The organism is Pseudomonas sp. ICMP22404, assembly GCF_006227205.1.
Classification (GTDB): domain Bacteria; phylum Pseudomonadota; class Gammaproteobacteria; order Pseudomonadales; family Pseudomonadaceae; genus Aquipseudomonas.
In genome coordinates this window covers 17,300-41,300 of record NZ_VCNG01000002.1, presented here as the reverse complement: position 1 = coordinate 41,300, position 24,001 = coordinate 17,300, and the positions used below count along the sequence as shown (strand labels likewise).

The 24,001-nt window shown below is 59.3% G+C and carries 19 protein-coding genes, 3 tRNA genes and 1 pseudogene; 7 read left to right on the top strand and 16 right to left on the bottom strand.

Annotation, left to right across the window (positions count from 1 at the left end; translation table 11 throughout):
• Positions 1-173 precede the first annotated feature (173 nt).
• Entirely contained in the window at positions 174-2,213 is a 2,040-nt protein-coding gene (locus FGE05_RS03920; RefSeq protein WP_139641717.1) for an FAD-dependent oxidoreductase, read from the bottom strand.
• 253 nt (positions 2,214-2,466) lie between these two features.
• Here FGE05_RS03920 and FGE05_RS03915 point away from each other — a divergent pair, with 253 nt between their 5' ends.
• The 3 genes from FGE05_RS03915 to FGE05_RS03905 all read left to right on the top strand — a co-directional run bounded on the left by FGE05_RS03915 (position 2,467) and on the right by FGE05_RS03905 (position 6,049).
• Positions 2,467-3,684, top strand: coding sequence for a DUF3422 domain-containing protein (locus FGE05_RS03915; RefSeq protein WP_139641715.1), 1,218 nt, complete (start codon positions 2,467-2,469; stop codon positions 3,682-3,684).
• Between the two features lie 194 nt (positions 3,685-3,878).
• Entirely contained in the window at positions 3,879-5,009 is a 1,131-nt protein-coding gene (locus tag FGE05_RS03910; RefSeq protein WP_139641713.1) for a carbon-nitrogen hydrolase family protein, read from the top strand.
• An 11-nt stretch (positions 5,010-5,020) separates the two neighbouring features.
• Complete coding sequence (locus FGE05_RS03905; protein ID WP_217505288.1) at positions 5,021-6,049, top strand: AraC family transcriptional regulator; 1,029 nt, start codon at positions 5,021-5,023, stop codon at positions 6,047-6,049.
• A gap of 291 nt (positions 6,050-6,340) precedes the next feature.
• On the opposite strand, the gene FGE05_RS03900 is transcribed toward FGE05_RS03905, so the two are convergent.
• The 10 genes from FGE05_RS03900 to FGE05_RS03850 all read right to left on the bottom strand — a co-directional run bounded on the left by FGE05_RS03900 (position 6,341) and on the right by FGE05_RS03850 (position 16,727).
• Positions 6,341-7,174: a DUF2242 domain-containing protein gene (locus tag FGE05_RS03900; protein WP_139641709.1), complete on the bottom strand. Its 834-nt coding sequence runs from the start codon at positions 7,172-7,174 to the stop codon at positions 6,341-6,343.
• Between the two features lie 226 nt (positions 7,175-7,400).
• Positions 7,401-9,272, bottom strand: a complete 1,872-nt coding sequence (locus FGE05_RS03895; RefSeq protein ID WP_139641707.1) for a SurA N-terminal domain-containing protein — start codon at positions 9,270-9,272, stop codon at positions 7,401-7,403.
• A gap of 222 nt (positions 9,273-9,494) precedes the next feature.
• On the bottom strand, positions 9,495-9,767 hold the full coding sequence (locus tag FGE05_RS03885; RefSeq protein WP_047703756.1) for an HU family DNA-binding protein: 273 nt from the start codon (positions 9,765-9,767) through the stop codon (positions 9,495-9,497).
• Positions 9,768-9,915: 148 nt separating this feature from the next.
• Positions 9,916-12,312 carry an endopeptidase La gene (lon, locus tag FGE05_RS03880; RefSeq protein WP_139641705.1) on the bottom strand — a complete coding sequence of 799 codons (2,397 nt, stop codon included), beginning with the start codon at positions 12,310-12,312 and terminating at the stop codon, positions 9,916-9,918.
• Positions 12,313-12,532: 220 nt separating this feature from the next.
• Entirely contained in the window at positions 12,533-13,816 is a 1,284-nt protein-coding gene (gene clpX / locus FGE05_RS03875) for an ATP-dependent Clp protease ATP-binding subunit ClpX (protein ID WP_024778305.1), read from the bottom strand.
• Between the two features lie 107 nt (positions 13,817-13,923).
• Entirely contained in the window at positions 13,924-14,565 is a 642-nt protein-coding gene (gene clpP, locus FGE05_RS03870) for an ATP-dependent Clp endopeptidase proteolytic subunit ClpP (protein ID WP_003183177.1), read from the bottom strand.
• Positions 14,566-14,657: 92 nt separating this feature from the next.
• Positions 14,658-15,968, bottom strand: coding sequence for a trigger factor (tig, locus tag FGE05_RS03865; protein ID WP_024778304.1), 1,311 nt, complete (start codon positions 15,966-15,968; stop codon positions 14,658-14,660).
• 423 nt (positions 15,969-16,391) lie between these two features.
• Positions 16,392-16,476, bottom strand: a tRNA-Leu gene (locus FGE05_RS03860).
• 58 nt (positions 16,477-16,534) lie between these two features.
• A tRNA-His gene (locus FGE05_RS03855) sits at positions 16,535-16,610 on the bottom strand.
• 40 nt (positions 16,611-16,650) lie between these two features.
• A tRNA-Arg gene (locus tag FGE05_RS03850) sits at positions 16,651-16,727 on the bottom strand.
• Between the two features lie 281 nt (positions 16,728-17,008).
• Here FGE05_RS03850 and folD point away from each other — a divergent pair.
• A complete protein-coding gene (gene folD, locus FGE05_RS03845; RefSeq protein WP_139641702.1) occupies positions 17,009-17,863 on the top strand; it encodes a bifunctional methylenetetrahydrofolate dehydrogenase/methenyltetrahydrofolate cyclohydrolase FolD in 855 nt (284 codons plus the stop codon).
• A 263-nt stretch (positions 17,864-18,126) separates the two neighbouring features.
• Entirely contained in the window at positions 18,127-19,065 is a 939-nt protein-coding gene (gene pbpG / locus FGE05_RS03840; RefSeq protein WP_139641700.1) for a D-alanyl-D-alanine endopeptidase, read from the top strand.
• Between the two features lie 103 nt (positions 19,066-19,168).
• Here the strand turns inward: pbpG and FGE05_RS03835 are convergent, their stop codons facing one another.
• Positions 19,169-19,375 (bottom strand): DUF6021 family protein, encoded by a 207-nt coding sequence (locus tag FGE05_RS03835; RefSeq protein ID WP_139641699.1) that lies wholly within the window; start codon positions 19,373-19,375, stop codon positions 19,169-19,171.
• Between the two features lie 100 nt (positions 19,376-19,475).
• Positions 19,476-20,153 (bottom strand): peptidase C39 family protein, encoded by a 678-nt coding sequence (locus FGE05_RS03830; RefSeq protein WP_139641697.1) that lies wholly within the window; start codon positions 20,151-20,153, stop codon positions 19,476-19,478.
• A gap of 222 nt (positions 20,154-20,375) precedes the next feature.
• Between FGE05_RS03830 and FGE05_RS29765 the strand changes: the two genes are divergently transcribed.
• Positions 20,376-20,537, top strand: coding sequence for a hypothetical protein (locus tag FGE05_RS29765; protein WP_175361247.1), 162 nt, complete (start codon positions 20,376-20,378; stop codon positions 20,535-20,537).
• Positions 20,538-20,605: 68 nt separating this feature from the next.
• Here FGE05_RS29765 and FGE05_RS03825 read toward each other — a convergent pair whose 3' ends face one another.
• Entirely contained in the window at positions 20,606-21,355 is a 750-nt protein-coding gene (locus FGE05_RS03825) for a TerC family protein (RefSeq protein WP_139641695.1), read from the bottom strand.
• A gap of 28 nt (positions 21,356-21,383) precedes the next feature.
• Entirely contained in the window at positions 21,384-21,647 is a 264-nt protein-coding gene (locus tag FGE05_RS03820) for a hypothetical protein (protein WP_139641694.1), read from the bottom strand.
• Positions 21,648-21,782: 135 nt separating this feature from the next.
• Between FGE05_RS03820 and nhaR the strand changes: the two genes are divergently transcribed.
• On the top strand, positions 21,783-22,676 hold the full coding sequence (nhaR, locus tag FGE05_RS03815; protein ID WP_041021197.1) for a transcriptional activator NhaR: 894 nt from the start codon (positions 21,783-21,785) through the stop codon (positions 22,674-22,676).
• On the opposite strand, the pseudogene FGE05_RS03810 reads toward nhaR, so the two are convergent.
• A pseudogene (locus FGE05_RS03810) lies at positions 22,673-23,813 on the bottom strand (MFS transporter). The gene nhaR and the pseudogene FGE05_RS03810 sit on opposite strands and share 4 nt — an antisense overlap.
• Positions 23,814-24,001 lie beyond the last annotated feature (188 nt).

The following is a 24,001-nucleotide window of genomic DNA, read 5'->3' as shown; positions in this document are numbered from 1 at the left end:
CGCGAAGAGGCCCGCATTCTAACAGGCGGTCACGGATGGCCGCAGATTCAGCCTCACCACATCCCCCTGTGGGAGCGAGCCTGCTCGCGATAGCGGTGGTCCAGTCGACAGAAATGTCGGATGTGCCGCCGTCATCGCGAGCAGGCTCGCTCCCACAGGGGATCTGCGCCCCCTTACAACTGCGCCGCCAACCGCGAACCCTGGTTGATGGCCCGCTTGGCGTCCAGCTCCGCCGCTACGTCGGCTCCGCCGATGAGGTGGACGCTCTGCCCTGCCGCTTCCAGACCTTCCTGCAGTTCACGCAGCGGATCCTGGCCGGCGCAGATCACGACGTTGTCCACGGCCAGCACCTGCGGCTCGCCGCTGTCGCCGATACGGATGTGCAGACCTTCGTCGTCGATCTTCAGGTACTCGACACCGTTGAGCATCTGCACCTGCTTGTTCTTCAGCCCGGTGCGGTGAATCCAGCCGGTGGTCTTGCCCAGGCCGTCACCGACCTTGGAGGTCTTGCGCTGCAACAGGAACACCTGCCGCGCCGGCGCATGGGGCTCGGCCTTGATCCCGGCCACACCGCCGCGTGCCTGGAGCCGGGTGTCGATTCCCCATTCCTTCCAGAACGCCTCGCGGTCCTGGCTGGTGGCGACGCCCTGGTGCACCAGGAACTCCGACACATCAAAACCGATTCCCCCGGCCCCGACCACCGCCACACTGCGGCCCACCGGTTTGCGCTGCAGCAGCACGTCCAGGTAGCTGAGCACCTTGGCATGTTCCACACCGGGAATTGCCGGCAGCCGCGGCGCGATCCCCGTGGCAAGGATGATCTCGTCGTAACCGCCCGCCACCAATTGTTCCACATCCACGCGGGTGTTCAGGCACAGCTCGACATGGGTGGTCTGCAGTTTGCGATTGAAGTAACGCAGGGTCTCGAAGAACTCTTCCTTGCCCGGCACGCGCTTGGCGACGTTGAACTGCCCGCCGATCTCGCTGGCCGAATCGAACAGCGTCACCTGATGACCGCGCTCGGCCGCCACCGTGGCCGCGGACAAACCCGCCGGCCCGGCACCGACTACGGCAATTTTCTTCACCTGGGTGACCGGCAGATAGTTGAGCTCGGTTTCATGGCAGGCCCGCGGGTTCACCAGGCAACTGGTGAGTTTGCCGCCGAAGGTGTGGTCGAGGCACGCCTGGTTGCAGCCGATGCAGGTATTGATTTCATCCGCCCGGCCAGCGGCAGCCTTGTTGACGAAATCCGGATCCGCCAGGAACGGCCGTGCCATGGAGACCATGTCGGCATCACCTTCAGCGAGGATCTGCTCGGCCACTTCCGGCGTATTGATGCGGTTGGTGGTGATCAGCGGAATACTCACCGAACCGCGCAGCTTGGCCGTGACCTTGCTGAATGCCGCCCGGGGAACCTTGGTGGCGATGGTGGGAATGCGTGCCTCATGCCAGCCGATACCGGTGTTGATAATCGTCGCGCCAACCTGTTCGACGGCCTTGGCCAACTGGACGATTTCCTCCCAGGTGCTGCCGCCTTCCACCAGGTCGAGCATCGACAGGCGAAAAATGATGATGAAGTTCGGCCCTACCGCCTCGCGTACCCGACGTACGATTTCCACCGGCAGGCGCATGCGGTTTTCGTAGCTGCCGCCCCAGCGGTCGGTCCGGTGGTTGGTGTGGGCCGCCAGGAACTGGTTAATGAAATAACCTTCCGAGCCCATGATCTCCACGCCATCGTATTCAGCCTGTTGGGCCAGCATCGAGCAGGTGACGAAGTCGCTGATCTGTTTCTCGATCCCTTCCTCGTCCAGTTCCTTGGGCTTGAACGGATTGATCGGCGCCTGGATCGCGCTCGGCGCCACTTGCTTCGGGCTGTAGGCGTAGCGTCCGGCGTGGAGAATCTGCATGCAGATCTTGCCACCGGCCTCGTGAACGGCCTGGGTGACGATCCGGTGCTTGAGCGCTTCTTCCTCGGTGGTCAGCTTGGCGGCGCCGGAGTACACGCCGCCCTCGTCGTTCGGCGCGATCCCGCCGGTCACCATCAGGCCCACGCCACCACGGGCACGTTCGGCAAAATACGCCGCCATGCGCTCGAAACCACCGGGTTTTTCCTCAAGACCCGTGTGCATCGACCCCATCAGGGCACGGTTGCGCAACGTGGTAAAACCCAGGTCCAACGGGGCCAGCAGATGCGGGTAATGAAGGGCGGTCATTGGGTAACTCCACAACGGGCGATCACGGAAAATGCGGAAGCTCTGCGGCCTCCCTCAGTCATGCCCCACAGCCTAAAAGCCGGGACCACCGCGCTCAATGACCGAAACTGACAACTTATTGATCTAAATGTGCAGCGATCCAGTACCAATGGAGGAGCAAACCCTGGTGACTCCCGGTGGGATGGGCCAGTCCTATGCTCAGTGGCCCACGCGGCTGAACAGAAAAACAATTCAAACCACACAGGCCGCTAGCATGCATCCCCAGCGAAAGATCCTGCACAACGAACTGCACGCTCGTCCGTCGCTGTACTTCGACGAACCGGCCCATGTCTTCCATCTGGCGTTCCTGGGCGATAACGCCCAATGCACGGCCCTGCTCGAGCGGCTATGTCCCGACAGCATGGTGGATCAAGCCGCCCAGGGCATCACTCGGATCGACGGCCACCCGCTCAAGTGGGAACGTCATGCCGAGTTCTTCACCCTGACCCTGGTGGTGCCCGCCGCCAGTCACGAATTGCAGTGGACCACGCTGCCAGAATGCCTGGCGCAAGGTATCGAAGGTCACGCTCCACAGATCATCAATTCGGTCCAGGTGGTGGTGCGTTCGGAAGACGGCCTCGACCTGTCAGGCTACGGTTTCAAGGATCCCTGCGGCTCGAGCGTGGGGGGTGGCGACGCCGTGGTCTGGAGCGATTTTCGCCTCACCGAGGACGGCACCAACCGCTTCCTGTTTATCAATCGGCGACTCAACGCCTATCGACAGGGACGCATGATCCGGCGCCTGCTCGAAATCGAAACCTATCGCATGATGGCTTCCTTGTCCCTCAGCATCGCCAAGACGCTGGACCCGCAGTTGAACGAGTTCGACCGCAGCCTGGTGACACTCTCCGAACGCAACGCCAACGCCAGCGGCGTGCATGCCAAAGCCTTGCTGGAGGACATCGCGCAACTGTCTCGCCAGATCGTCGGCAGTTCGGTGAAAAATCGCCACCGTTTCAGCGCGACCCGGGCCTACGCCCAACTGGTGTTCGAGCGCCTGGGTGAGTTGCGTGAAAGCCATCTGGGCGACTGCCAGAGACTGGGCGTGTTTATCGAGCGACGTTTCAAGCCGACGGTGCGCTACTGCGCGGCGACCGAGCAACGCCTGGAACAACTGGCCATGAGCGTTGCCAACCTGGGTGACCTGCTCCAGGCTCGGGTACAAGTGGAAATGGAAGACCAGAACGCGGAGATTCTGCGCAGCCTCAATGCACGGGCCGATGCACAGGTGAAGATCCAGCGTGCGGTGGAAGGGTTGTCGATCATTGCCATCACCTACTACCTGATCAACCTGTTCAAACTGGTCTATAGCGGGTTGCATACGCTGGGTGCGGATCTGTCGGCGCGCGAAGCATTGCTCGGCATGGCACCACCGGTGCTGTTGATCATGTTGGTGATCATGCTGCGGATCAGAAAGGCCAAGAATCACTGAATGTGAAAGCCTGACCATTGCCCAATGTGGGAGCGAGCCTGCTCGCGATAGCGCCGGACCAGCGAGCTCAATGCAGGCTGACACACCGCCATCGCGAGCAGGCTCGCTCCCACACAGGGACTTCTCTTTTGCTAATTTCAGGTTTTACCGTACCCTGCCCCGTAAGAACTGCACACGGCCGCTGACTGCTCTCCATGCGTAAACTTCTGTACCTGCTGTTTTCACTGGCCCTGATTGCCGCCCTGATGAGCTATGCACTGTGGACGGCGGATCGCCCGACAGGGCACTACCTCTCGGACCTGCGCATCGACCTGGCGGTCGACCAGGGTGTTCCCGCCGATCGAGGCAACTTGCTGGGCATCCAGCCCGAGCTGTTCCCCACCGACTACCAGAACCCCGGGCATTTGCGCCGCAAACTGGCGGCCTACCTGCAAACCGCTCGCGACCTGGGGTTGCTCAGCGACAAAACCGTCGTGGTCCTGCCCGAACACATCGGCACCTGGTTGATGATCAGCGGAGAAAAAGACGAGCTGTATCAGGCTGGCACCTTGAAGGAAGCCATGAACTGGCTGGCAATCAGCAACCCGCTGGCGTTCATCCGGGGATTGTTCGGTGCCCAAGGCGACAACCGCCTGGACGATGCGTACCTGCGGATGAAAGCCGACACCATGGCCCGCGACTACCAGGCCATGTTTGGCGGGCTGGCCCGGGAGTTCGGCGTAACCCTGGTGGCCGGCTCCATCGTATTGCCCGACCCCAGCGTCAGCGAAGGTGAACTGAAGATCGGCCGCGGCGCGCTGTACAACAGCAGCCTGGTGTTTGGCAGCGACGGTCGACCGCTCGGGCAGCCCCAGCGTCAACAGCATCCGGTGTTCGAACAACGGGATGTGCTGGAGGCCGACCGCCAGGACGCCCTCCGCGTCGTCGATACCCCCGCCGGGCGCCTGGGCGTGCTGATCGGCAGCGACAGTTGGTATCCGCGTTACTACCGACAGCTCAACGATCAGGGCGCACAACTGATCGCGGTCCCCGCCTTCATCAGCGGGCGCGACACCTGGAACAAACCCTGGAACGGCTATAAAGGTCTGTCCACACCGAGCGAGGTGAGCCTCAAGCCCGGTGAAATGAGCGAAGGCCAGGCCTGGCACCGCCTGACGCTGACCAGTCAACTGCCCATCAGCCAGGCCAAGGGCGGTGTCAGCGTGTTTCTACGCGGCCAGTTCTGGGACAACGGCAGCGCCGGCCAGAGTTTCATCAGCCACAACGGCCAGCATTTCCCCGACGGCGAAGCCCGTGGCGCCCGCCTGCTGAACCTGTGGTTGTGAGCATGAAGCCGATGCGCCTGGGCGACTTGTCCGTGGGCTTCGTCCATAGCCTGGCCGATGCGGTAGCCAGCCATGGCCAGGATCCCCAGCCCCTGCTCGAACAGTACGGTCTCGACACCGCACGCCTGGCCGAGCCCGGGGCCCGATTATCGATTCCACGCTATATGCGCCTCGGTTACGCTGCGATCCAGCTGACCCAGGATGCTGCCTTGGGCCTGCGCATGGGTCAGCTCAGCCGCTTGAGCCAGGCCGGCCTCGCTGGCGTCACCGCGGCCCAGGCTCCGACGGTACGCGAAGCGGCACGTTGCTTGATCCGCTTCGAGCCGTTGTATGGCTCCAACTATCGTGGCCAATCGAGTTTTCACGAGGACGCCCGGGGCGCCTGGCTGCGGTTCTATTCCATCAGCCCCTATAACGCCTATAACCGTTTCGTCGTGGATTCGATCGTTGCTGGCTGGCTCCAGCAGTTGTCCAGCGTAGGCGGCACCCCGTTACGGGCCGAGCGCATCGAGATCGAATTCGAGGCACCGGCTTACCTGGAAGCCTACCGTACGCTCGGCGATTGCCCGATCCTGTTCGGTGCCGACCAGAACCAGCTGCGCCTGGGCCTGGATGACCTTGCCCGACGCAACCCGCAGCATTGCCCGAGCACTTGGCGGCACTTGGTTCAACTGTGTGAACGGGAACTGGAACAACTCACCCGCACCCGCAGCCTGCGCGAACGCATCACTCAACTGCTTGGGCCGTTGCTCAACGGTGGCCGGGAACCCGATCTGGAAGAAGTGGCGGCGCGCCTGAAGCTGCCGACCTGGACACTGCGCCGGAAACTGGCAGAGGAAGGCACGCAATTTCGCGCGATCCTCAATGATACGCGCCGCGACCTGGCCATGACCTATATTCGAGACACCGAACTGGCGTTCGGAGAAATCGCCTACTTGCTGGGCTTCGCTTCAGCCGAGGCATTCCAGCGCGCTTTCAAACGCTGGAATGGCCAGACACCGGGAGAGTTTCGTCGCAGCCAAAAGGCCAATAGAGCTTAAAGGGCTCGGCTTAACGCTATAAACTGCAGGGGGTGTTACAACTCCGTCGCATCCTCGGCGGGCTCCAACGGATCCAGCTCGTAGGCCTGATATTCCAGCAGCTCTTCCTGATAATCATCCATTTTGAATCCTTCCCATATCGTTGAACCGACGCCTGATGGCCTTGGTGTCAGAATAAAGCTGCTTTATGAACAAAACATGAAGCAAAGGCTTCATGTTTTAAACGTAGCACAACGATGGGAAATCAACCTATGGAGGTGTGACAAGGCATGACATCCTTGCCACGGATTCTCAGGATGAAGGCAGCGGCTGGATTGCCTCGGTCGGCGGGGGCAAATCACTGGGCGGCGGTGGCTTGATCTCTTCCAGCGTCGATTCCGGGCCTACGTATGGCGCGGGCTCGCTGGGTGCAATCGGCGCAGGCTCCGCGGGCGGTACGACGGGCTCCGATGCTGCCGGCGCCGCTTCGGCGGGGGCTGGGGCAGCTACCGGCGCAGCTGGCGTCGGAGTGGGTGTCAAGGCAGCCGGTTCGGCCTTGGGTTCCGGAACGCCCAGCTCAGTGTTGGGCTTCTCGGCAGCCGGTGCGCCCTTCTTCGCTTCCGCAGGCAGGAACATCTCCACCAGGGTAAAGAAACGCTCGTAGAACTTGGTCGCCGATACGGTTTCGCTGGCCACCTTGACCATCGAATCATCCGACGAGCCGATCGGCATCGACACCGAACCCAACACACCCACGCCTAAGCTGGCGGAGTTGTTGACTTTCTTCAGCGCATACTGGTCCTGCAACGCGTTGGCAAACATGGTCGCACGATGTCCGGCACCACCGTCTTCGGCACAGACCAGGTTGAAGCTGATCTCCATGTGGGTATCGCCGGTCTGCTGGAAACTCTTGTGACCGCTGACCAGTTTCGGGTCGCTGCTGGTAATGATGTAGCCCTGGCTGAGCAAGGCCCGGCGCCCGGCTTCGCAGGTCACCGTGTCGCTCACCGGATAAGTGCGGGAGAACGTACCGGAATCATCGAAGTTTTCATGCTCATAAATAGCGGCTTTCTTCGACGAGCAACCGGCTGCGGCGACCAGCATCAGTGCCAGTCCGACGGTGCGCATGTGAAATGATCTGAACATTGAACATCCTGAGGAAAACGGTCCGGGGGCGTATTGTGCAACAGAACGCCCACCGGCAGCGTGGGTATTCGTGTCTCAAAGGGGTTACAAGTCTACTGGGGGTTGTTTGCGGGAAAAAGACGTAATTCCAGTGGGCCGATGAACATCCTGTCATTTAGCAATAAGCAGACACAAAAAGACCCCGGTTTTTCGGCCGGGGTCTTTTTTTTGGCAAGCCATCAGGACATCAGAAACGCTTGATGTCCGCCTCGCTTTCCAGCTGCTTGCGATAAGCCGCAAAGTCCTGCTGGCCAACACGGGACGCGAGATAGCGGCGATATTCGGCCTTCTCCGCGTCGGTCGGTGCCGCGGCTTCATTCACGCCACGCAGTTGCACCAGCATCAGGTTGCCGTCGGGCAAGGTCACGCTGGTAAACGTCGGCTTGTCCTTGGACTCGGGTTTTGGCATGCGGAACAATGCCTGCAGCACCGTAGGCTCGATACCTTCCTGGTTGCGAGTCGCCGCCTCGACGACCTTCCAGCTTTGACCGTCGACAGCCTTGGCCAGCGGCGTCTTACCTTCGCGCAGGCTGGCGATCAGCTCGTCGGCCCGGGTCTTGGCGGCCTCGATGGCGTGCTCCTTGGCCAACTGGGTACGGATGGCCGCAGCCACGCTTTCCAGCGGCAGTTGCTCGGGCTTGCGATGTTCCTTGGCACGCAGCACCACCACGGTTTCCGGATCCAGCTCGATGGCGGTGCTGTTGGCACCTTCATCCAGCACTTCCGGGCTGAACGCGGCCGCAACGACAGCGCGATTCGCCGCGATCCCATCCCCACCTTCACGACCGAACGGCGCCGACGTGTGAACGGTGAGTTTCAGGTCCTGGGCCGGCTGCGCCAGATCGGAAGCTTCGAACGAAGCATCCTCCAGCTGCTTGGTCGCTTCGACGAAACGCTGCTCCACCTGCTGGGCTTTCAGCTCGCGGGTCAACTTGTCCTTGAGGCTGGCGAAGGTTGGCACTTCAGGTGCTTCGACACCCAGCAGCTTGATCAGGTGCAAACCGAAATCGGTGCGCACCGGTGCCGAAACCTGATCCTTGCTCAACGCATACAGCGCCTTTTCGAACGCCGGATCGTAGACACCTGGACCGGCATAGCCAAGGTCACCGCCATTGTTGGCCGAACCCGGATCCTGGGAGAACTCCTTCGCCAGGGCTTCAAACGATTCGCCCTTGGCCAGGCGAGCCTGGATTTCCTCGATCTTCGCCTTGGCCTGGGCTTCGGTGACCTTGTCGTTCACTTCGATCAGGATGTGGGCGGCCCGACGCTGTTCGGACAGGTTGGCGATTTCTTTCTGATACGCCGCTTGCAGGTCTTCATCCTTGACGCTGACCTGATCGAAGAAAGCGGCTTTCTTCAGCTCCAGGTAATCGATCACCACCTGATCGGGGGTCATGAATTCCTTGGCGTGCTTGTCGTAATAGGCCTTGACCTCGTCATCGGTCAGCTTCACTGCCGAAGGATCAGCCTTGAGGGTCAGGGTGGCGAAATCGCGGGTCTGTTTTTCCAGACGGGCAAACGCCAACACCTGGGCATCGGTCACGAAACCGCTTCCGGCCAAGCCGGCGCGCAGTTGGCCGATCAGCATTTCCTGGGCCAGCATCTGGCGGAATTGCAGGCGGCTGTAACCCAGCTGGCGAATCACCTGGTCGAAACGTTCCGGGCTGAACTTGCCCTCCACCTGGAACTCAGGCGTCTGCAGGATCACCTGGTCCAGCGCGGCTTCGGAAAAAGCGAACTTCGCATCGTGGGCGCCTTGCAGCAGCAACTTGCGATCGATCAGGCCCTTGAGCGCTGAATCGCGAAGCATCTTTTCATCCAACAGGGAGGCGTCGAAGTCCTTGCCCAACTGTTGCATGAGCTGGCGACGTTGCATGTCGACCGCCTGACTCAGCTCGTTCTGGCTGATGTTCTCGCCGTTGACCTTGGCCGCGTCATTGCTGTGGGTGGTGGCTTTGAAAATGGCATCGAAACCGGTCAACGCCATCAATGCGACGATGACCCCGATGATGGTCTTGGCAATCCAGCCTTGTGAATTGTCCCTGATATTCTGCAGCATGCGTCCCCCAGAAACGGTTGAACTTCAAATTAGGCAACCGTGGAGCGTGGGTAGAATCCGGATAGAAGAAAGGCGCATCCGAGGATGCGCCTTCTCGTAACTGGCGGAGCGGACCGGGCTCGAACCCGCGAGCCCTGGTACGACAGATCGGTTGAAACCGATCCCACTACCGCTCCGCTGCCAAGCCAGGCATGACCCCGACCCGGATAAACTCAATGAAACTTAGTTAACGGCGTCTTTCAGTGCTTTACCGGCCTTGAAGCCAGGCTTCTTGGCAGCAGCGATCTGCAGTGCTTGACCGGTCTGTGGGTTGCGACCGGTACGAGCTGGACGATCGGTAACGGCGAAGGTACCGAAACCAACCAGAACAACGGAGTCGCCAGCCTTGAGAGCACCAGTGATGGATTCGATTACAGCGTCCAGCGCGCGGCCAGCAGCAGCTTTCGGGATATCAGCGGATGCAGCGACAGCATCAATCAGTTCCGACTTGTTCACTCTAAGTCCCCTTATATCTATTTGAGATGATTCTAAGTTTTTTTGGTGAAAGCAAAAACGAGTGCTGAATGGCCTACAGACACTTAAGAGCCGCTTTATAACAAGGGCTCTAAAAAACTGTCAAGGAAGCCCCCCAGGCAAATGCGTATTAATGCGTGCTAATTCTTTCCTTAGAGTCAGACTCTCGCTTCTCATCTTTCGCGACAATCTCCGGAGCCACATCCGGCAAGGGCTCCGGCGCGTATTGCAGCGCAATTTGCAGGACTTCGTCAATCCATTTAACCGGTTTGATCTGAAGATCCTGCTTGATATTGTCAGGAATTTCTTTCAGATCGCGCACATTCTCCTCTGGAATGATCACGATCTTGATTCCGCCACGGTGTGCCGCCAGCAGTTTTTCCTTCAACCCGCCAATCGCCAGTACCTGCCCACGCAGGGTGATTTCACCGGTCATGGCAACGTCGGCGCGGACCGGAATGCCGGTCAATGCCGACACCAGGGCCGTGCACATGCCTACGCCGGCGCTAGGACCGTCTTTAGGCGTCGCCCCCTCAGGCATGTGGATATGCGTGTCGCGCTTCTCATGGAAGTCCAGGGGAATGCCCAGGCTCCGGGCACGGCTGCGAACGACCGTCTGCGCCGCAGTGATCGACTCGACCATCACATCGCCCAGGGAACCGGTCTTGATCAGTTGCCCTTTGCCCGGTACCACGGCGGCTTCGATGGTCAACAACTCGCCGCCCACCTGAGTCCACGCCAGGCCGGTCACCTGACCGATCTGATCCTGCTGCTCGGCCAGGCCGTAGCGGAATTTGCGTACGCCCAGGAAGTGCTCCAGCAGGTCGGAAGTGACCTTGACCGCAAAGCGTTTTTCCAGCGCATGTTCCTTGACCGCCTTGCGGCAGACCTTGGCAATCTGACGCTCCAGGCCCCGCACACCAGCTTCGCGGGTGTAGTAACGGATGATGTCGCGAATCGCTTCCTCATCGAATTCCAGTTCGCCTTTTTTCAGACCATTGGCCTGGATCTGCTTCGGCGAAAGGTATTTGACGGCGATGTTGATCTTCTCGTCCTCGGTGTAGCCCGGCAGACGAATCACCTCCATACGGTCCAGCAACGCTGGCGGGATGTTCATGGAGTTGGAGGTACACAGGAACATCACATCCGACAAGTCGTAGTCGACTTCCAGATAATGGTCGTTGAAGTTGTGGTTCTGCTCCGGATCGAGCACTTCGAGCAATGCGGAAGCAGGATCGCCACGCATATCGCTGCCCATCTTGTCGATTTCGTCCAGAAGGAACAGCGGATTGCGCACGCCGACCTTTGTCATCTTTTGAATCAATCTTCCTGGCATCGAACCGATGTAGGTGCGGCGATGACCACGGATTTCCGCTTCGTCGCGCACGCCGCCAAGGGCCATTCGCACGAACTTGCGATTGGTCGCATGGGCAATCGACTCCGCCAGGGAGGTTTTACCGACCCCGGGAGGACCAACCAGGCACAGCACAGGACCACGAATTTTCTTCACGCGCTTTTGTACGGCGAGGTATTCGAGGATGCGCTCCTTGACCTCCTCCAGGCCGTAATGGTCGGCGTCGAGGATGTCTTCGGCACGGGCCAGGTCCAGACGCACCTTGCTCTGGGCTTTCCACGGCACCTGTACCAGCCAGTCGATGTAGGAGCGCACCACGGTGGCTTCAGCGGACATCGGCGACATCTGCTTGAGCTTGTTCAGCTCGGCCTGGGCCTTGGCGAGAGCATCCTTGGGCAAACCAGCGGCATCGATGCGTTTTTTAAGCTCTTCGATTTCATTATGGCCTTCGTCGCCATCGCCCAGCTCTTTCTGAATGGCCTTCATCTGCTCATTCAGGTAGTACTCGCGCTGGCTACGCTCCATTTGTTTCTTGACGCGACCACGAATGCGCTTTTCAACCTGCAGCAGATCGATCTCGCCATCGAGCAATGCCAGCACGTGTTCGACACGGGCGGACAGATCGATGATCTCGAGGATTTCCTGTTTCTGCTCGATCTTGAGCGCCATGTGAGCAGCCATCGTATCGACCAGCCGGCCGGGCTCATCGATGCTGTTCAGCGACGACAGCACCTCAGCGGGCACTTTCTTGCCCAACTGCACGTATTGTTCGAACTGGGACAACAGGCTGCGGACGAACACCTCCGACTCACGCTCGGGTACGTCGGCTTCGTCGATCAATGACACTTCGGCGCGGCAATGGCCGTTCACTTCGCTGAAACGCTCGACCGCCCCGCGCTGCTCGCCTTCGACCAGAACCTTGACGGTGCCGTCGGGCAGCTTGAGCAATTGCAGAACCGTTGCAATGGTACCTACGCGATAAAGCGCGTCTTCACCAGGGTCATCGTCAGCAGGATTTCTCTGAGCCACCAGCAGAATCTGCTTGTCACCCGTCATCGCGGCCTCGAGGGCTTCGATGGACTTCTCGCGCCCCACGAACAGCGGGATAACCATGTGCGGATATACCACGACATCGCGCAATGGCAAGAGAGGCAATTCGATGGTTGTCTTCATGATTTCGCCTCAACGGCGGCCACAAGGCCGGAAACAGATGGAAGTAAGCTTGAAACCAAGATGGGGGCAGCCTTGAAAAAAAACAAGCGCTAAGGCAAATGCCAGACGGTTAAAAGAAATAAAAGTTATACACAACGCTATGTGGCGAGGGGATAAATCCCCTCGCCACATAAAAGCAAAGGGGCCCGAAGGCCCCTCCTTTGTTCCAGCAGCAGGACGCTTAAGCGTCCGGTGCGGCCTTGGCAGCCGGCTCACTGTTTTCGTAGATATACAGTGGCTTGGACTTGCCTTCTATGACACTTTCGTCGATCACGACTTTACTCACCTCGGACTGCGAGGGGATTTCGTACATCGTGTCGAGCAATACGCCTTCGAGAATCGAGCGCAACCCACGGGCACCGGTCTTACGCTCCAGGGCACGCTTGGCCACCGACTTCAGCGCGTCGGAACGGAACTCCAGGTCTACACCTTCCATTTCGAACAGCTTGGCATACTGCTTGGTCAGAGCATTCTTCGGCTCGGTCAGGATCTGCATCAACGCAGCCTCATCCAGCTCGTCAAGCGTCGCCAGAACCGGCAGACGACCGACGAATTCCGGGATCAGACCAAACTTGACCAGATCGTCAGGCTCGACTTCACGCAGGGATTCACCGACCTTCTTACCTTCCTCCTTGCTGCGCACTTCGGCATTGAAACCGATGCCGCCACGAGTGGAACGGTTCTGAATGACCTTTTCCAGGCCGGAAAACGCACCACCGCAGATGAACAGGATGTTACGGGTGTCGACCTGCAGGAACTCCTGCTGCGGATGCTTGCGACCACCCTGGGGCGGAACGGAAGCGACCGTACCTTCGATCAACTTGAGCAAGGCCTGCTGCACGCCCTCACCGGATACGTCCCGGGTGATGGACGGGTTGTCGGACTTGCGGGAAATCTTGTCGATTTCATCGATGTAGACAATGCCCATCTGGGCCTTTTCGACATCGTAGTCGCACTTCTGCAACAACTTCTGAATAATGTTCTCGACATCCTCCCCCACGTAACCCGCCTCGGTAAGGGTGGTTGCGTCGGCGATGGTGAACGGAACGTTCAGCAAACGGGCCAGGGTTTCGGCAAGCAGGGTCTTACCCGAGCCTGTCGGGCCGATCAGCAGGATGTTGCTCTTGCCGAGTTCGACCTCGTCATTCTTTTTGTCACGCTGGTTGAGGCGCTTGTAGTGGTTGTAAACCGCTACGGCCAATACCTTTTTCGCACGCTCCTGACCAATTACATATTGGTCAAGGATGCCGCTGATTTCTTTAGGCGAAGGCAACTTATGCGCGCTGCTTTCGGCCTGGGCTTCCTGCACCTCCTCGCGGATGATGTCATTGCACAGGTCGACGCACTCGTCGCAAATGAAGACCGAGGGGCCGGCAATCAATTTGCGTACTTCATGTTGGCTTTTGCCACAGAAAGAGCAATAAAGCAGTTTGCCGTTGTCCTCGCCGTTGCGGGTGTCAGTCATTCGATCGATCCAAATCCGATAGGCTTGCAACACAAGATGAAGGCAATTGCGGGCTTTTTCAAGCCCGCAGGCGGCCGGTCATCCCAACCACCTGCATTTTGAGTGGCTCAGGCAGGCATTTGACGCTTGTTGATCACGGAGTCGATCAGGCCATATTCGGCTGCACGCTCGGCGCTCATGAAGTTGTCACGCTCGGTGTCTCGCTCAATGGTTTCGAGGCTTTGACCGGTGTGATGAGCCAACAGCGAGTTCAAACGCGAACGAATGTGGAGGATTTCCTTGGCATGGATGTCGATGTCCGACGCCTGGCCCTGGAAACCGCCCAATGGCTGGTGAATCATCATGCGCGAGTTAGGCAGGCAATGACGCTTGCCCGCAGCGCCGCCGGCGAGCAGGAAAGCGCCCATGCTGCAGGCCTGGCCGATGCAGATGGTGGAAACGTCTGGCTTGATGAATTGCATGGTGTCGTAGATCGACATGCCTGCAGTCACCGAACCGCCGGGTGAGTTGATATAAAGATGGATATCCTTGTCCGGGTTTTCCGCTTCAAGGAACAGCAGTTGCGCCGCAACCAGGTTGGCCATGTAGTCTTCAACGGGCCCGATCAGGAAGATGACGCGTTCCTTGAGCAAGCGCGAGTAGATGTCATAGGCACGTTCGCCGCGGGCGGACTGCTCGATAACCATCGGGACCAGGCCGCCTGCGGCCTGGATGTCAGAGCTCTGCTGATAAAAAGAATTGCGGGACATGTCTCGCAGTCACTCCCAAATAGTTATGTCTTGAATACGCATAAGCCAGCGCGAAGGCTGGCTTATGGTGTGTATTTCTTACCGCAGAACAATCAATCGGCTTGTGGAGCTTCCACCGGCTTGACCGCTTCTTCGTAAGAGACCGCTTTATCGGTCACGCTAGCTTTCTGCAGAACAGTATCCACAACTTGTTCTTCGAGCACAACCGAACGGACTTCGTTCAGTTGCTGGTCATTCTTGTAGTACCAGGACACGACTTGCTCAGGCTCCTGATAAGCCGAAGCCATTTCCTGGATCAGCTCGCGAACGCGGGCTTCGTCAGGCTTGAGTTCGTATTGCTTGACCACTTCAGCAACGATCAGGCCCAGTACGACACGACGCTTGGCTTGCTCTTCGAACAGCTCGGCCGGCAGTTGATCAGGCTTGATGTTGCCGCCGAACTGCTGAACAGCCTGCACGCGCAGACGGTTCACTTCGTTGTCCAGCAGCGCCTTCGGCACTTCGATCGGGTTGGAAGCCAGCAGACCGTCCATGACCTGGTTCTTGACCTTGGACTTGATGGCCTGACGCAGCTCACGCTCCATGTTCTTGCGAACTTCGGCGCGGAAACCTTCCAGACCGGTTTCCTTGATACCGAACTGGGCGAAGAACTCTTCGTTCAGCTCAGGCAGCTTCGGCTCGGAAACACTGTTTACGGTCACGGTGAACTCGGCGGCTTTGCCAGCCAGGTCCAGGTTCTGGTAGTCCTCTGGGAAGGTCACGTTCAGAACGCGCTCTTCACCGGCTTTCGCGCCGACCAGGCCATCTTCGAAGCCTGGGATCATGCGACCGGAGCCCAGCACCAGCTGGGTGGCCTTGGCGGAACCGCCAGCGAACACTTCACCGTCAACCTTGCCGACGAAGTCGATGTTCAGTTGATCTTCGTTCTGGGCAGCGCGATCGGTCACTTCGAAACGGGTGTTCTGCTTGCGCAGGATGTCCAGCATCTTGTCCAGATCGGCATCCGACACGTCAGCGCTCAGGCGCTCGACGGCAATGGACTCGAAACCGGCAACGGTGAACTCGGGGAACACTTCGAAAGTGGCGACGAATTCCAGGTCCTTGCCTTTTTCCAGCACTTTAGGCTCGACGGATGGCGCGCCGGCCGGGTTCAGCTTCTGCTCGACCACGGCTTCGTAGAACGAAGACTGGATCACGTCGCCCACGGCTTCCTGGCGCGCATCAGCTTCGTAACGCTGACGGATCACGCTCATTGGCACCTTGCCTGGACGGAAACCTGGGATTTTGGCCTTTTGGGCAGTCTGCTGCAGACGCTTGTTGACCTGAGTCTCGATGCGCTCAGCCGGCACGGTGATGCTCATGCGGCGCTCAAGAGCAGTAGTATTTTCAACAGAAACTTGCATGGATATTCCTCGTTGCACAGACGTTGGCCGGGCGTTTTCCGACCCCAGAATCAAGGGCATGCATTCTAGTAGGTCAAACTCAAGAAGTCACCCTACTGAAAACGGCGGAAAAACAGGCGCCGGCATTAGGAGCGAGGCAAACGGTCATGCCTCGCCCGGATTGCAAATACAACCGACCATTGCGGGGGCTCTGCGCCGACGCTTCTATATATAGAGGCGTGACCTGCACCTCCCCGGCACTCGATCTTCACCAGGAGACCGACGGGCATACCGCGCATCATCGCGAAACACAATCGCAACAACCCATCGCCAAACCTGCCCCAAAACAAGACAGGCAACAAATCATCTGAATGCCGAAAACAAAAACGGCGCAGCCCTCTTCAGGTACTGCGCCGTTCTCTGCTATTCAAATAGCGACTTGTATGGTGCGGACGGAGAGACTCGAACTCTCACACCTTGCGGCGCTGGAACCTAAATCCAGTGTGTCTACCAATTCCACCACATCCGCGTATCAAGCTTTTAAAGCAAAGGCGCCAGATTGTTAGATCTGGCGCCTTTCTAGAATATGGGGTGGACGATGGGGATCGAACCCACGACAACGGGAGTCACAATCCCGTGCTCTACCAACTGAGCTACGCCCACCATATTGCCTTGTTGCGTTACTTGTGCCAAAGCTGCCTAATGGCGCACCCGGCAGGACTCGAACCTGCGACCATCCGCTTAGAAGGCGGATGCTCTATCCAGCTGAGCTACGGGCGCCTTTTTAATCTGTATTCTTTGACGATTACAAACTAAGTGCTTTCAGTTTTGCCGAGTTTAAACATCCAACTCTGCTCCACCTTCTTAACCAGTGCTAGGCTGTGCCCGACAAGTGCGACGAATGTTATAGACGGCCTGATAGGTCGTCAACTCTTTTTTAAAAAAAATTCATTTAATTAAAGGGGTTAGGGGAATTTGCAGACCAAGCGCCTTTGCCCTCACGCCTCGGCATGCGAGAATGCGCTCTCTTTTTTTCCCCTCTCGATGGTTAACCACGCGCAATGACTGCACAACTTATCGACGGCAAATCGATCGCCGCCAGCCTGCGCCAGCAGATCGCCCAACGCGTCACCGAGCGTCGCCAGCAAGGCCTGCGCACGCCCGGTCTTGCGGTGATCCTGGTCGGCAGCGATCCCGCCTCTCAGGTTTATGTCTCGCACAAGCGTAAAGACTGTGAAGAGGTCGGCTTCCTTTCCCAGGCCTACGACCTGCCTTCCGAAACCACCCAGCAAGCGCTGGCCGATCTGATCGATCGCCTGAACGATGACCCTAACATTGACGGCGTTCTGCTCCAGCTGCCCCTGCCTGAACACCTGGACGCCTCCAGATTGTTGGAGCGCATCCGTCCGGACAAAGACGTCGACGGCTTCCACCCTTATAACGTCGGTCGCCTGGCACAGCGCATCCCGTTGCTGCGCCCCTGCACCCCCAAAGGCATCATGACGCTGCTGGAAAGCACTGGCGTGGACCTTTACGGCCTCGATGCCGTCGTCGTGGGTGCATCCAACATCGTTGGCCGGCCGATGGCCATGGAACTGCTGCTGGCCGGCTGCACCGTGACCGTGACCCACCGCTTCACCAAGGACCTGGCCGGCCATGTCGGACGTGCCGACCTGGTGGTCGTGGCCGCCGGCAAACCGGGCCTGGTCAAGGGCGAGTGGATCAAGGAAGGCGCCATCGTCATCGACGTCGGCATCAATCGCCAGGAAGACGGCAAGCTGGTGGGTGACGTGGTCTACGAGACCGCCCTGCCCCGCGCCAGCTGGATCACACCGGTACCTGGCGGCGTGGGCCCGATGACCCGAGCCTGCCTGCTGGAAAACACGCTGTACGCGGCCGAGACGCTGCATAGCTGAGTTTCCCCGGCCAAAGCAAAACCCTGTGGGAGCGAGCCTGCTCGCGAAAGCGGTGTGTCAGTCAGCCATGAAATCGCTGATACGCCGCCTTCGCGAGCAGGCTCGCTCCCACATTGGTTTGCCCCCCTTCATTAAACTTTATTTATTCTCGAGGCCCAGCGGTACAGGCATGTAGCGCCGTTGTCGCCCATACTCATAAAATGCAGCGCTTTTTTCAAAAGCCGTTGCTGAACGGCCTCTTCAACTCTATCGAGTCTATTCGCGTGAAAATCCGTCTTTCGATCCTCAGCCTGTTCATCGCTTTCTCAGGCGCGCTTATCACGCAGAACATCAACGCGCAGGAAACCATCGCAGCCCCTCGAGACACGTCAAAACTGCAAGTCGCTTCGGGCAGCGCGATGTTGCTGGATCTGCAGTCGGATAAAGTCGTGTACTCCAGCAATCCGGATGTGGTGGTCCCCATCGCGTCGGTGACCAAATTGATGACCGGGCTGATCGTGCTGGATGCCAAGCAGGACCTGAACGAATACATCTCCATCACCATTACCAACACCCCGGAAATGAAAGGGGTGTTTTCCCGGGTCAAGCTCAACAGCGAACTGTCGCGCCGCGATGTATTGCTGATTGCCCTGATGTCCTCGGAAAACCGCGCCGCCGCCAGTCTCGCGCATCATTACCCAGGCGGTTACGCAGCATTCATCGCCGCCATGAACGCCAAGGCGAAGGCACTGGGTATGACCAGCACCCATTATGTCGAGCCGACAGGCCTGTCGATCCATAACGTATCCACCGCCAGGGACCTGACCAAGCTGCTGATCGCTGCTCGCAAATACCCCCTGCTGAGCGAATTGAGCACTACCAAGGAAAAGACCGTCACCTTCCGCAAGCCGGTCTACAGCCTGGGCTTCCGCAATACCGATCACCTGATCCACAAGGACAACTGGGATATCCAATTGACCAAGACCGGCTTCACCAACCAGGCCGGTCACTGTCTGGTACTGGTGACGAAAATGGGCAATCGCCCGATGGCGCTGGTTATTCTCGATGCCTTTGGCAAATACACCCATTTCGCCGACGCCAGCCGGATTCGCAGCTGGGTGGAAACGGGCAAGAGCACCAACGTTCCGGCGGTGGCCATGCAGTACAAGGCGGCGAAGAACCTCAAGAGTCGCCAGAGCGGCGTGGTGGAAGCCTCCAAGTAATAACGAATGCGGCGTCATCTGTGGCAAGGGGATTTATCCCCCTCGCCACAGGCTCATAAACCCTGGAGAGCAACACTGCCCGACTCGTCGGGCTTTTTTTCGCTCAATGCTTCAGATCACCAAGCGGATCATAGGTCTTGTCCCGAGGTTCGCCGTGCTTGTCTTGCTCATCACGTGGGGCCTTGGCCGGCCCGATGGGATCGACTTGCGGATCATCGAGATCCGGAGAATCCGGATCGAATCCCAGCTCATCATCCGCGGATGAATGCTCGGAAGAATGGGGCCCCGTGGGCGTTTTCGACTGTGCCATACCTGCCTCCTTGAATCATGGCCCGGACAGTCCGGACCCTGACGATAAGAGTTTCAGGCGTGCCGGGTCGTGCCCGGCAGGTGACGAACGGGGCAAGCCATCAATGCGCTGTACCCAGGGCCCTGGTGGCGCGCGCCGCGGCCTGCTCCTGCCCTGCTCCGGCCAGCTCGTCCGCCGCTTTCAACCAGCGCTGCGGGTTGACGTTGGCCGGAAGCTGCGTGGGTCGCTGGAGCAGTACTGCCCAGCCGCCGGCGTCCTTGAAGGCCGATTCGAACCCACTGAAGCTCATCAACAGCCTCCGGTTCATGCCCGAACGCAGCAAGACCGTGCGCTTCTGCCGGTTATAGCCGGCGAGAATCCCGTATCGAGGCCCGGACCAGAATGCCGTGCCCTCGGTGTAGCGCAGCAACACCGGGTTGCCTGCTGCGACCTGCTCCAACAATGCGGACAATTCATTGTCGAGGGGATACACCACCAACCCATACTCGCGCGCCAGGGTTTGCATATTCTGCTGCAAGCCCGCTTCGCCACCTGGCAGGTGCAATGGCTTCTCCAGCAACCCCGGGGTAATCACCGTACCCTGCGAGGTCAACACGGCGGCCAGGGATTGTGGCGCCCCCTGGTACATATCGCCGCGATAGAACGGCACGCTGTTGAGCTCCACCCGTTCGGGCAGGCGCTGGATTTGAGGCGACACGCTGCCCGCGCAACCCGCCAGGGCCGCAAGGCAGGCCGTCGCGAATACCAGTGATCGAAAAGAGGGAATGACCGGCAACATGATGAGTCTCTAGTTCAGGTACCCGATGAACGGGTCAGGCTTGGGCCGTCGATCATAAAGCGCCCACTGGCTCGGGTATAGCCTTAAACAGCAGTCTCGCCGCCGCGATAGAACGAACCTGTCCGTCGCCTACGACTGCGAACGACTGCCTGCAACACTTGAACGACTAGACTGTCCATTGAACCAAGTGCGTTGCCCTGGACCGGGGCTGAGGGAGGCCGCATGAGCCTGACAACGATAATTCTGATGCTGGTATTCGGCTGGTTGAGCGTAGCGGCGGCCATGCTGTGGGGCGTGCTGCGGATCACCCGTCGCCATCATCCGTCTTCATCGAAAACGGAAAAACCCACGGAACCCACTCGACGCCACGCCGCCGCGCACTGAACGCCTACTTTCATAAAGCCAAAAAAAACCGCCCGGGTCGGACCCGGGCGGCTTCTGCATGCCTGCAATCAGGCTTCGTTGCCCAATGCCTTTTGACGGGCGCGACGGGCCATCATGTTCAACACCTCAATCGCAGCCGAGAACGCCATGGCAGCGTAGATGTAGCCCTTGGGCACATGGGCGCCGAAGCCTTCGGCGATCAGCGTCATGCCGATCATGATCAGGAAGCCCAGCGCCAGCATGACCACCGTCGGGTTGTTATTGATGAATCGGGCCAGGGGCTCGGCCGCCAGCAACATCACCAGTACCGACACCACCACCGCGATGATCATGATCGGCAAGTGTTCGGTCATGCCCACGGCCGTGATGATGCTGTCGATGGAAAACACCAGGTCTAGCATCAGGATCTGACCGATTGCGGCGGCAAACCCGAGGGTCACGCCAGACGTGGCCGACTTCGGATCGTTTGGCGCGGGGTCCATGCTGTGGTGGATCTCGGTCGTGGCCTTCCACAGCAGGAACAGACCGCCGGCGATCAGGATCATGTCCTTCCAGGAGAACGCCTGGCCGATGATTTCGATGACCGGCTCCGTCAACTGCACAATGAACGCGATGGTGCTCAACAAGCCCAGGCGCAGGATCAGCGCCATGCCGATACCAATTCGCCGCGCCTTGACGCGATGCTGTTCGGGCAGCTTGTTGGTCAGGATCGAAATGAAGATCAGGTTATCGATGCCCAGCACGATTTCCATGACGACCAGGGTCGCCAGGGCGATCCAGGCAGTGGGGCTGGCAGCGAGTTGTAAAAGATAGTCCATGGGTCAGTCCTGGCTCGATGTGACGGGGTTAAATGGCTTGGGTAGAAGATTCGGCTTTGTCAGCGTCCTGCGCCGGTTCCTTCTTGGGGCTGATCAACCCGCCGGTGGCGTCGTTCAGCGCCTGCTCGGCTGCCTTGTGGGTATCGTCGATGGCTTTCTTGGCCGCATCGACCGCTTGTTCCTTCAACTGCTGGGCCAATTGTTCGGCACTTTTTTCAGCCTGTTCGCAGCCCACGAGCGCCATTGAAGACATCGCTAGCATGGCTGCAAGACCCAGGGATTTGTATGTCATGGTTAGAAGCCTCTGAGGAAACATGGAGCCCGAAGATGGCTCACCAATGGCCAGGCATTCTAGAGACGTCGATACTTCAGGAAAATTCGTATTTTCAGCGGTTATACTTCGGCTTTTACGAAACCAAGTGAACCCATGCTCAACTATCGACAACTGCATTACTTCTGGGTGGTGGCCAAGACGGGCAGCATCGTGCGGGCGTGCGAGCAACTGAACCTGACGCCACAAACCATCAGCGGACAGATCTCCCTGTTCGAGCAGACGTATAACATCAAGTTGTTTCGCCGCGTCGGACGGCAGTTGGAATTGACGGAAGCCGGGCGCCAGACGCTGCCCTACGCCGAGCACATGTTCCAATTGGGAGGCGAACTGGAGCTGATGCTCCGGGCCCAGCCCAACGAACAACAGACGCTGTTCCGGGTCGGGGTGGCGGACGTGGTGCCCAAGTCCATCGTCTATCGATTGCTGGCGCCGACCATGGAGCTGAGCGAACCGCTGCGCATCACCTGCCGCGAGGACAAACTCGAACGGCTGCTGGCGGACCTGGCGATCCAGCGCCTGGACCTGGTGATTTCCGACAGTCCGATGCCCAGTCACCTGGACATCAAGGGCTACAGCCAGAAACTGGGGGAATGCGGCATCAGCTTCTTCGCCACCGCCGCACTGGCCGAGCGCTACGGGCAGGATTTTCCTCGAGGCCTGCAGGACGCCCCCCTGCTGATTCCCGGCCCGGAAACCGTGGTCCGCAGCCGCCTGCAACGCTGGTTCGCCGAGCAGCAGATCCAGCCGCGCATCGTCGGCGAGTTCGACGACAGCGCGTTGATGCAGGCCTTCGGTCAGTCAGGCAGCGGCATTTTCATCGGCCCGAGCGTGATCGCCGAAGAAGTGAAGCGCCAGTACGGCGTGCAGGAGATCGGCCAGACCGACGCGGTGAGCGAGTCGTTCTATGCCATCTCCGTGGAACGCAAGGTCAGCCACCCGGGCATCGTCGCGATTGCCGAAGGCGCACGTCGCGAGTTGTTCCACTAAGCGTGGACGGGTCGGGGCTTGAAAGTCATCAGCAGCAACGCCAGCAGGATCGATACCAGGATGAAACCGGCCGCCGCAAAACCGACGCTGCCCAGGCCCAGCGTATCGATGACACGCCCCCAGACCAATGCCCAGATTGGCGCCAGCGATGTTCAGCGACGCGGCAAAGGCTGGCGCCTCCGGGGCGGCCTTCATCAGTCGCACGTGACTGACGAGGAACAGAGCGGCCTGGGTCACGCCCCAGATTGCCATCGCCGCGGCCAGCCACAGGGTCGAGTGAATGCTCGGCACCAACGCCACCATGCCGCCGATCATGAACAGGCAGAACACCATCGACGCAATCAGCGGATGCCGGTCCACCGCTCGACCACCCAGGGAATTGCCCACCAGCCCCACGGCGCCGAACCCCATCAGGCACCAGCCCACCAGCGTGCCATCGAACCCGGCGAGACGTTCGAGGATGTCGGCCAGGTAGGTGTAGGCGGTGAACATGCCGCTGAACACCAGGATCGACAACAGCACATGGCCTTGCATCAGCGGGCTGCGCAGGATCTTGAACTGCGAGCGGAAGCTGACCTGATGCAAGTGCAGGTTGGTTTTCGGCAGGTAGATGAACAGCAATAACGCCTTGGCGAAAGCGATGACGGCCAGGATTGCGAACGCACTGCGCCAGCCGAACGCATCGGATATCAGCGTTCCCACCGGGATCCCGAATACCGTGGCGCAGACGATGCCGAAGCCGATCCGGGCAATGGCCCGCCCGGCGTACTGCGGCCCGACGATGTCCACCGCCGTTTCGCTGGCCAGCGCCCAGAACACCGGCAGGCCGAGGGCCGGGATCAACCGGGCAATGGCCATGACCCAGATATCGGGGGCAACGGCCGCCAATGTGTTGGCCAGGCCGAACATCAGCAGTACGCTGATAAACAGCCTGCGCCGCTCGAAACGGGCAAACCAGGCTGTCAGGAATGGACCGAACGCCGCCACCGTAAACGCGAACAGTGTCACCAGCAATCCGGCCTGGGGAATGCTGACGTGCAGGTCGCGAGCGATGGATGGCAGCAGGCCGACAATGATGAATTCCGTGGTCAGCACGGTGAAGCCGGCGGCCGACAACAGGAAAATGGGTAACAACATGCAGAACTCCGGCAAAACGACAACACCAGCGTTGGCTTGAGGCCCGCTGGAAGAAGAGAGAGGTGAGAGGACCAAAGCCTAACAGAATGTGGGCGACAGACAAATGTGCTTAAACACCTGAGTGACGGATCGTCACAGGTCCGTCAGATTCTTTACCGGGCTGTGCTAAAGTCCGCGCCCCGCAAACG

Coding starts and splice junctions, on each gene's coding strand:
- FGE05_RS03920 (WP_139641717.1), bottom strand. CDS start 2,213: ATGACCGCCCTTCATTACCCGCATCTGCTGGCCCCGTTGGACCTGGGT.
- FGE05_RS03915 (WP_139641715.1), top strand. CDS start 2,467: ATGCATCCCCAGCGAAAGATCCTGCACAACGAACTGCACGCTCGTCCG.
- FGE05_RS03910 (WP_139641713.1), top strand. CDS start 3,879: ATGCGTAAACTTCTGTACCTGCTGTTTTCACTGGCCCTGATTGCCGCC.
- FGE05_RS03905 (WP_217505288.1), top strand. CDS start 5,021: ATGCGCCTGGGCGACTTGTCCGTGGGCTTCGTCCATAGCCTGGCCGAT.
- FGE05_RS03900 (WP_139641709.1), bottom strand. CDS start 7,174: ATGTTCAGATCATTTCACATGCGCACCGTCGGACTGGCACTGATGCTG.
- FGE05_RS03895 (WP_139641707.1), bottom strand. CDS start 9,272: ATGCTGCAGAATATCAGGGACAATTCACAAGGCTGGATTGCCAAGACC.
- lon (WP_139641705.1), bottom strand. CDS start 12,312: ATGAAGACAACCATCGAATTGCCTCTCTTGCCATTGCGCGATGTCGTG.
- clpX (WP_024778305.1), bottom strand. CDS start 13,816: ATGACTGACACCCGCAACGGCGAGGACAACGGCAAACTGCTTTATTGC.
- clpP (WP_003183177.1), bottom strand. CDS start 14,565: ATGTCCCGCAATTCTTTTTATCAGCAGAGCTCTGACATCCAGGCCGCA.
- tig (WP_024778304.1), bottom strand. CDS start 15,968: ATGCAAGTTTCTGTTGAAAATACTACTGCTCTTGAGCGCCGCATGAGC.
- folD (WP_139641702.1), top strand. CDS start 17,009: ATGACTGCACAACTTATCGACGGCAAATCGATCGCCGCCAGCCTGCGC.
- FGE05_RS03835 (WP_139641699.1), bottom strand. CDS start 19,375: ATGGCACAGTCGAAAACGCCCACGGGGCCCCATTCTTCCGAGCATTCA.
- FGE05_RS03830 (WP_139641697.1), bottom strand. CDS start 20,153: ATGTTGCCGGTCATTCCCTCTTTTCGATCACTGGTATTCGCGACGGCC.
- FGE05_RS29765 (WP_175361247.1), top strand. CDS start 20,376: ATGAGCCTGACAACGATAATTCTGATGCTGGTATTCGGCTGGTTGAGC.
- FGE05_RS03825 (WP_139641695.1), bottom strand. CDS start 21,355: ATGGACTATCTTTTACAACTCGCTGCCAGCCCCACTGCCTGGATCGCC.
- FGE05_RS03820 (WP_139641694.1), bottom strand. CDS start 21,647: ATGACATACAAATCCCTGGGTCTTGCAGCCATGCTAGCGATGTCTTCA.
- nhaR (WP_041021197.1), top strand. CDS start 21,783: ATGCTCAACTATCGACAACTGCATTACTTCTGGGTGGTGGCCAAGACG.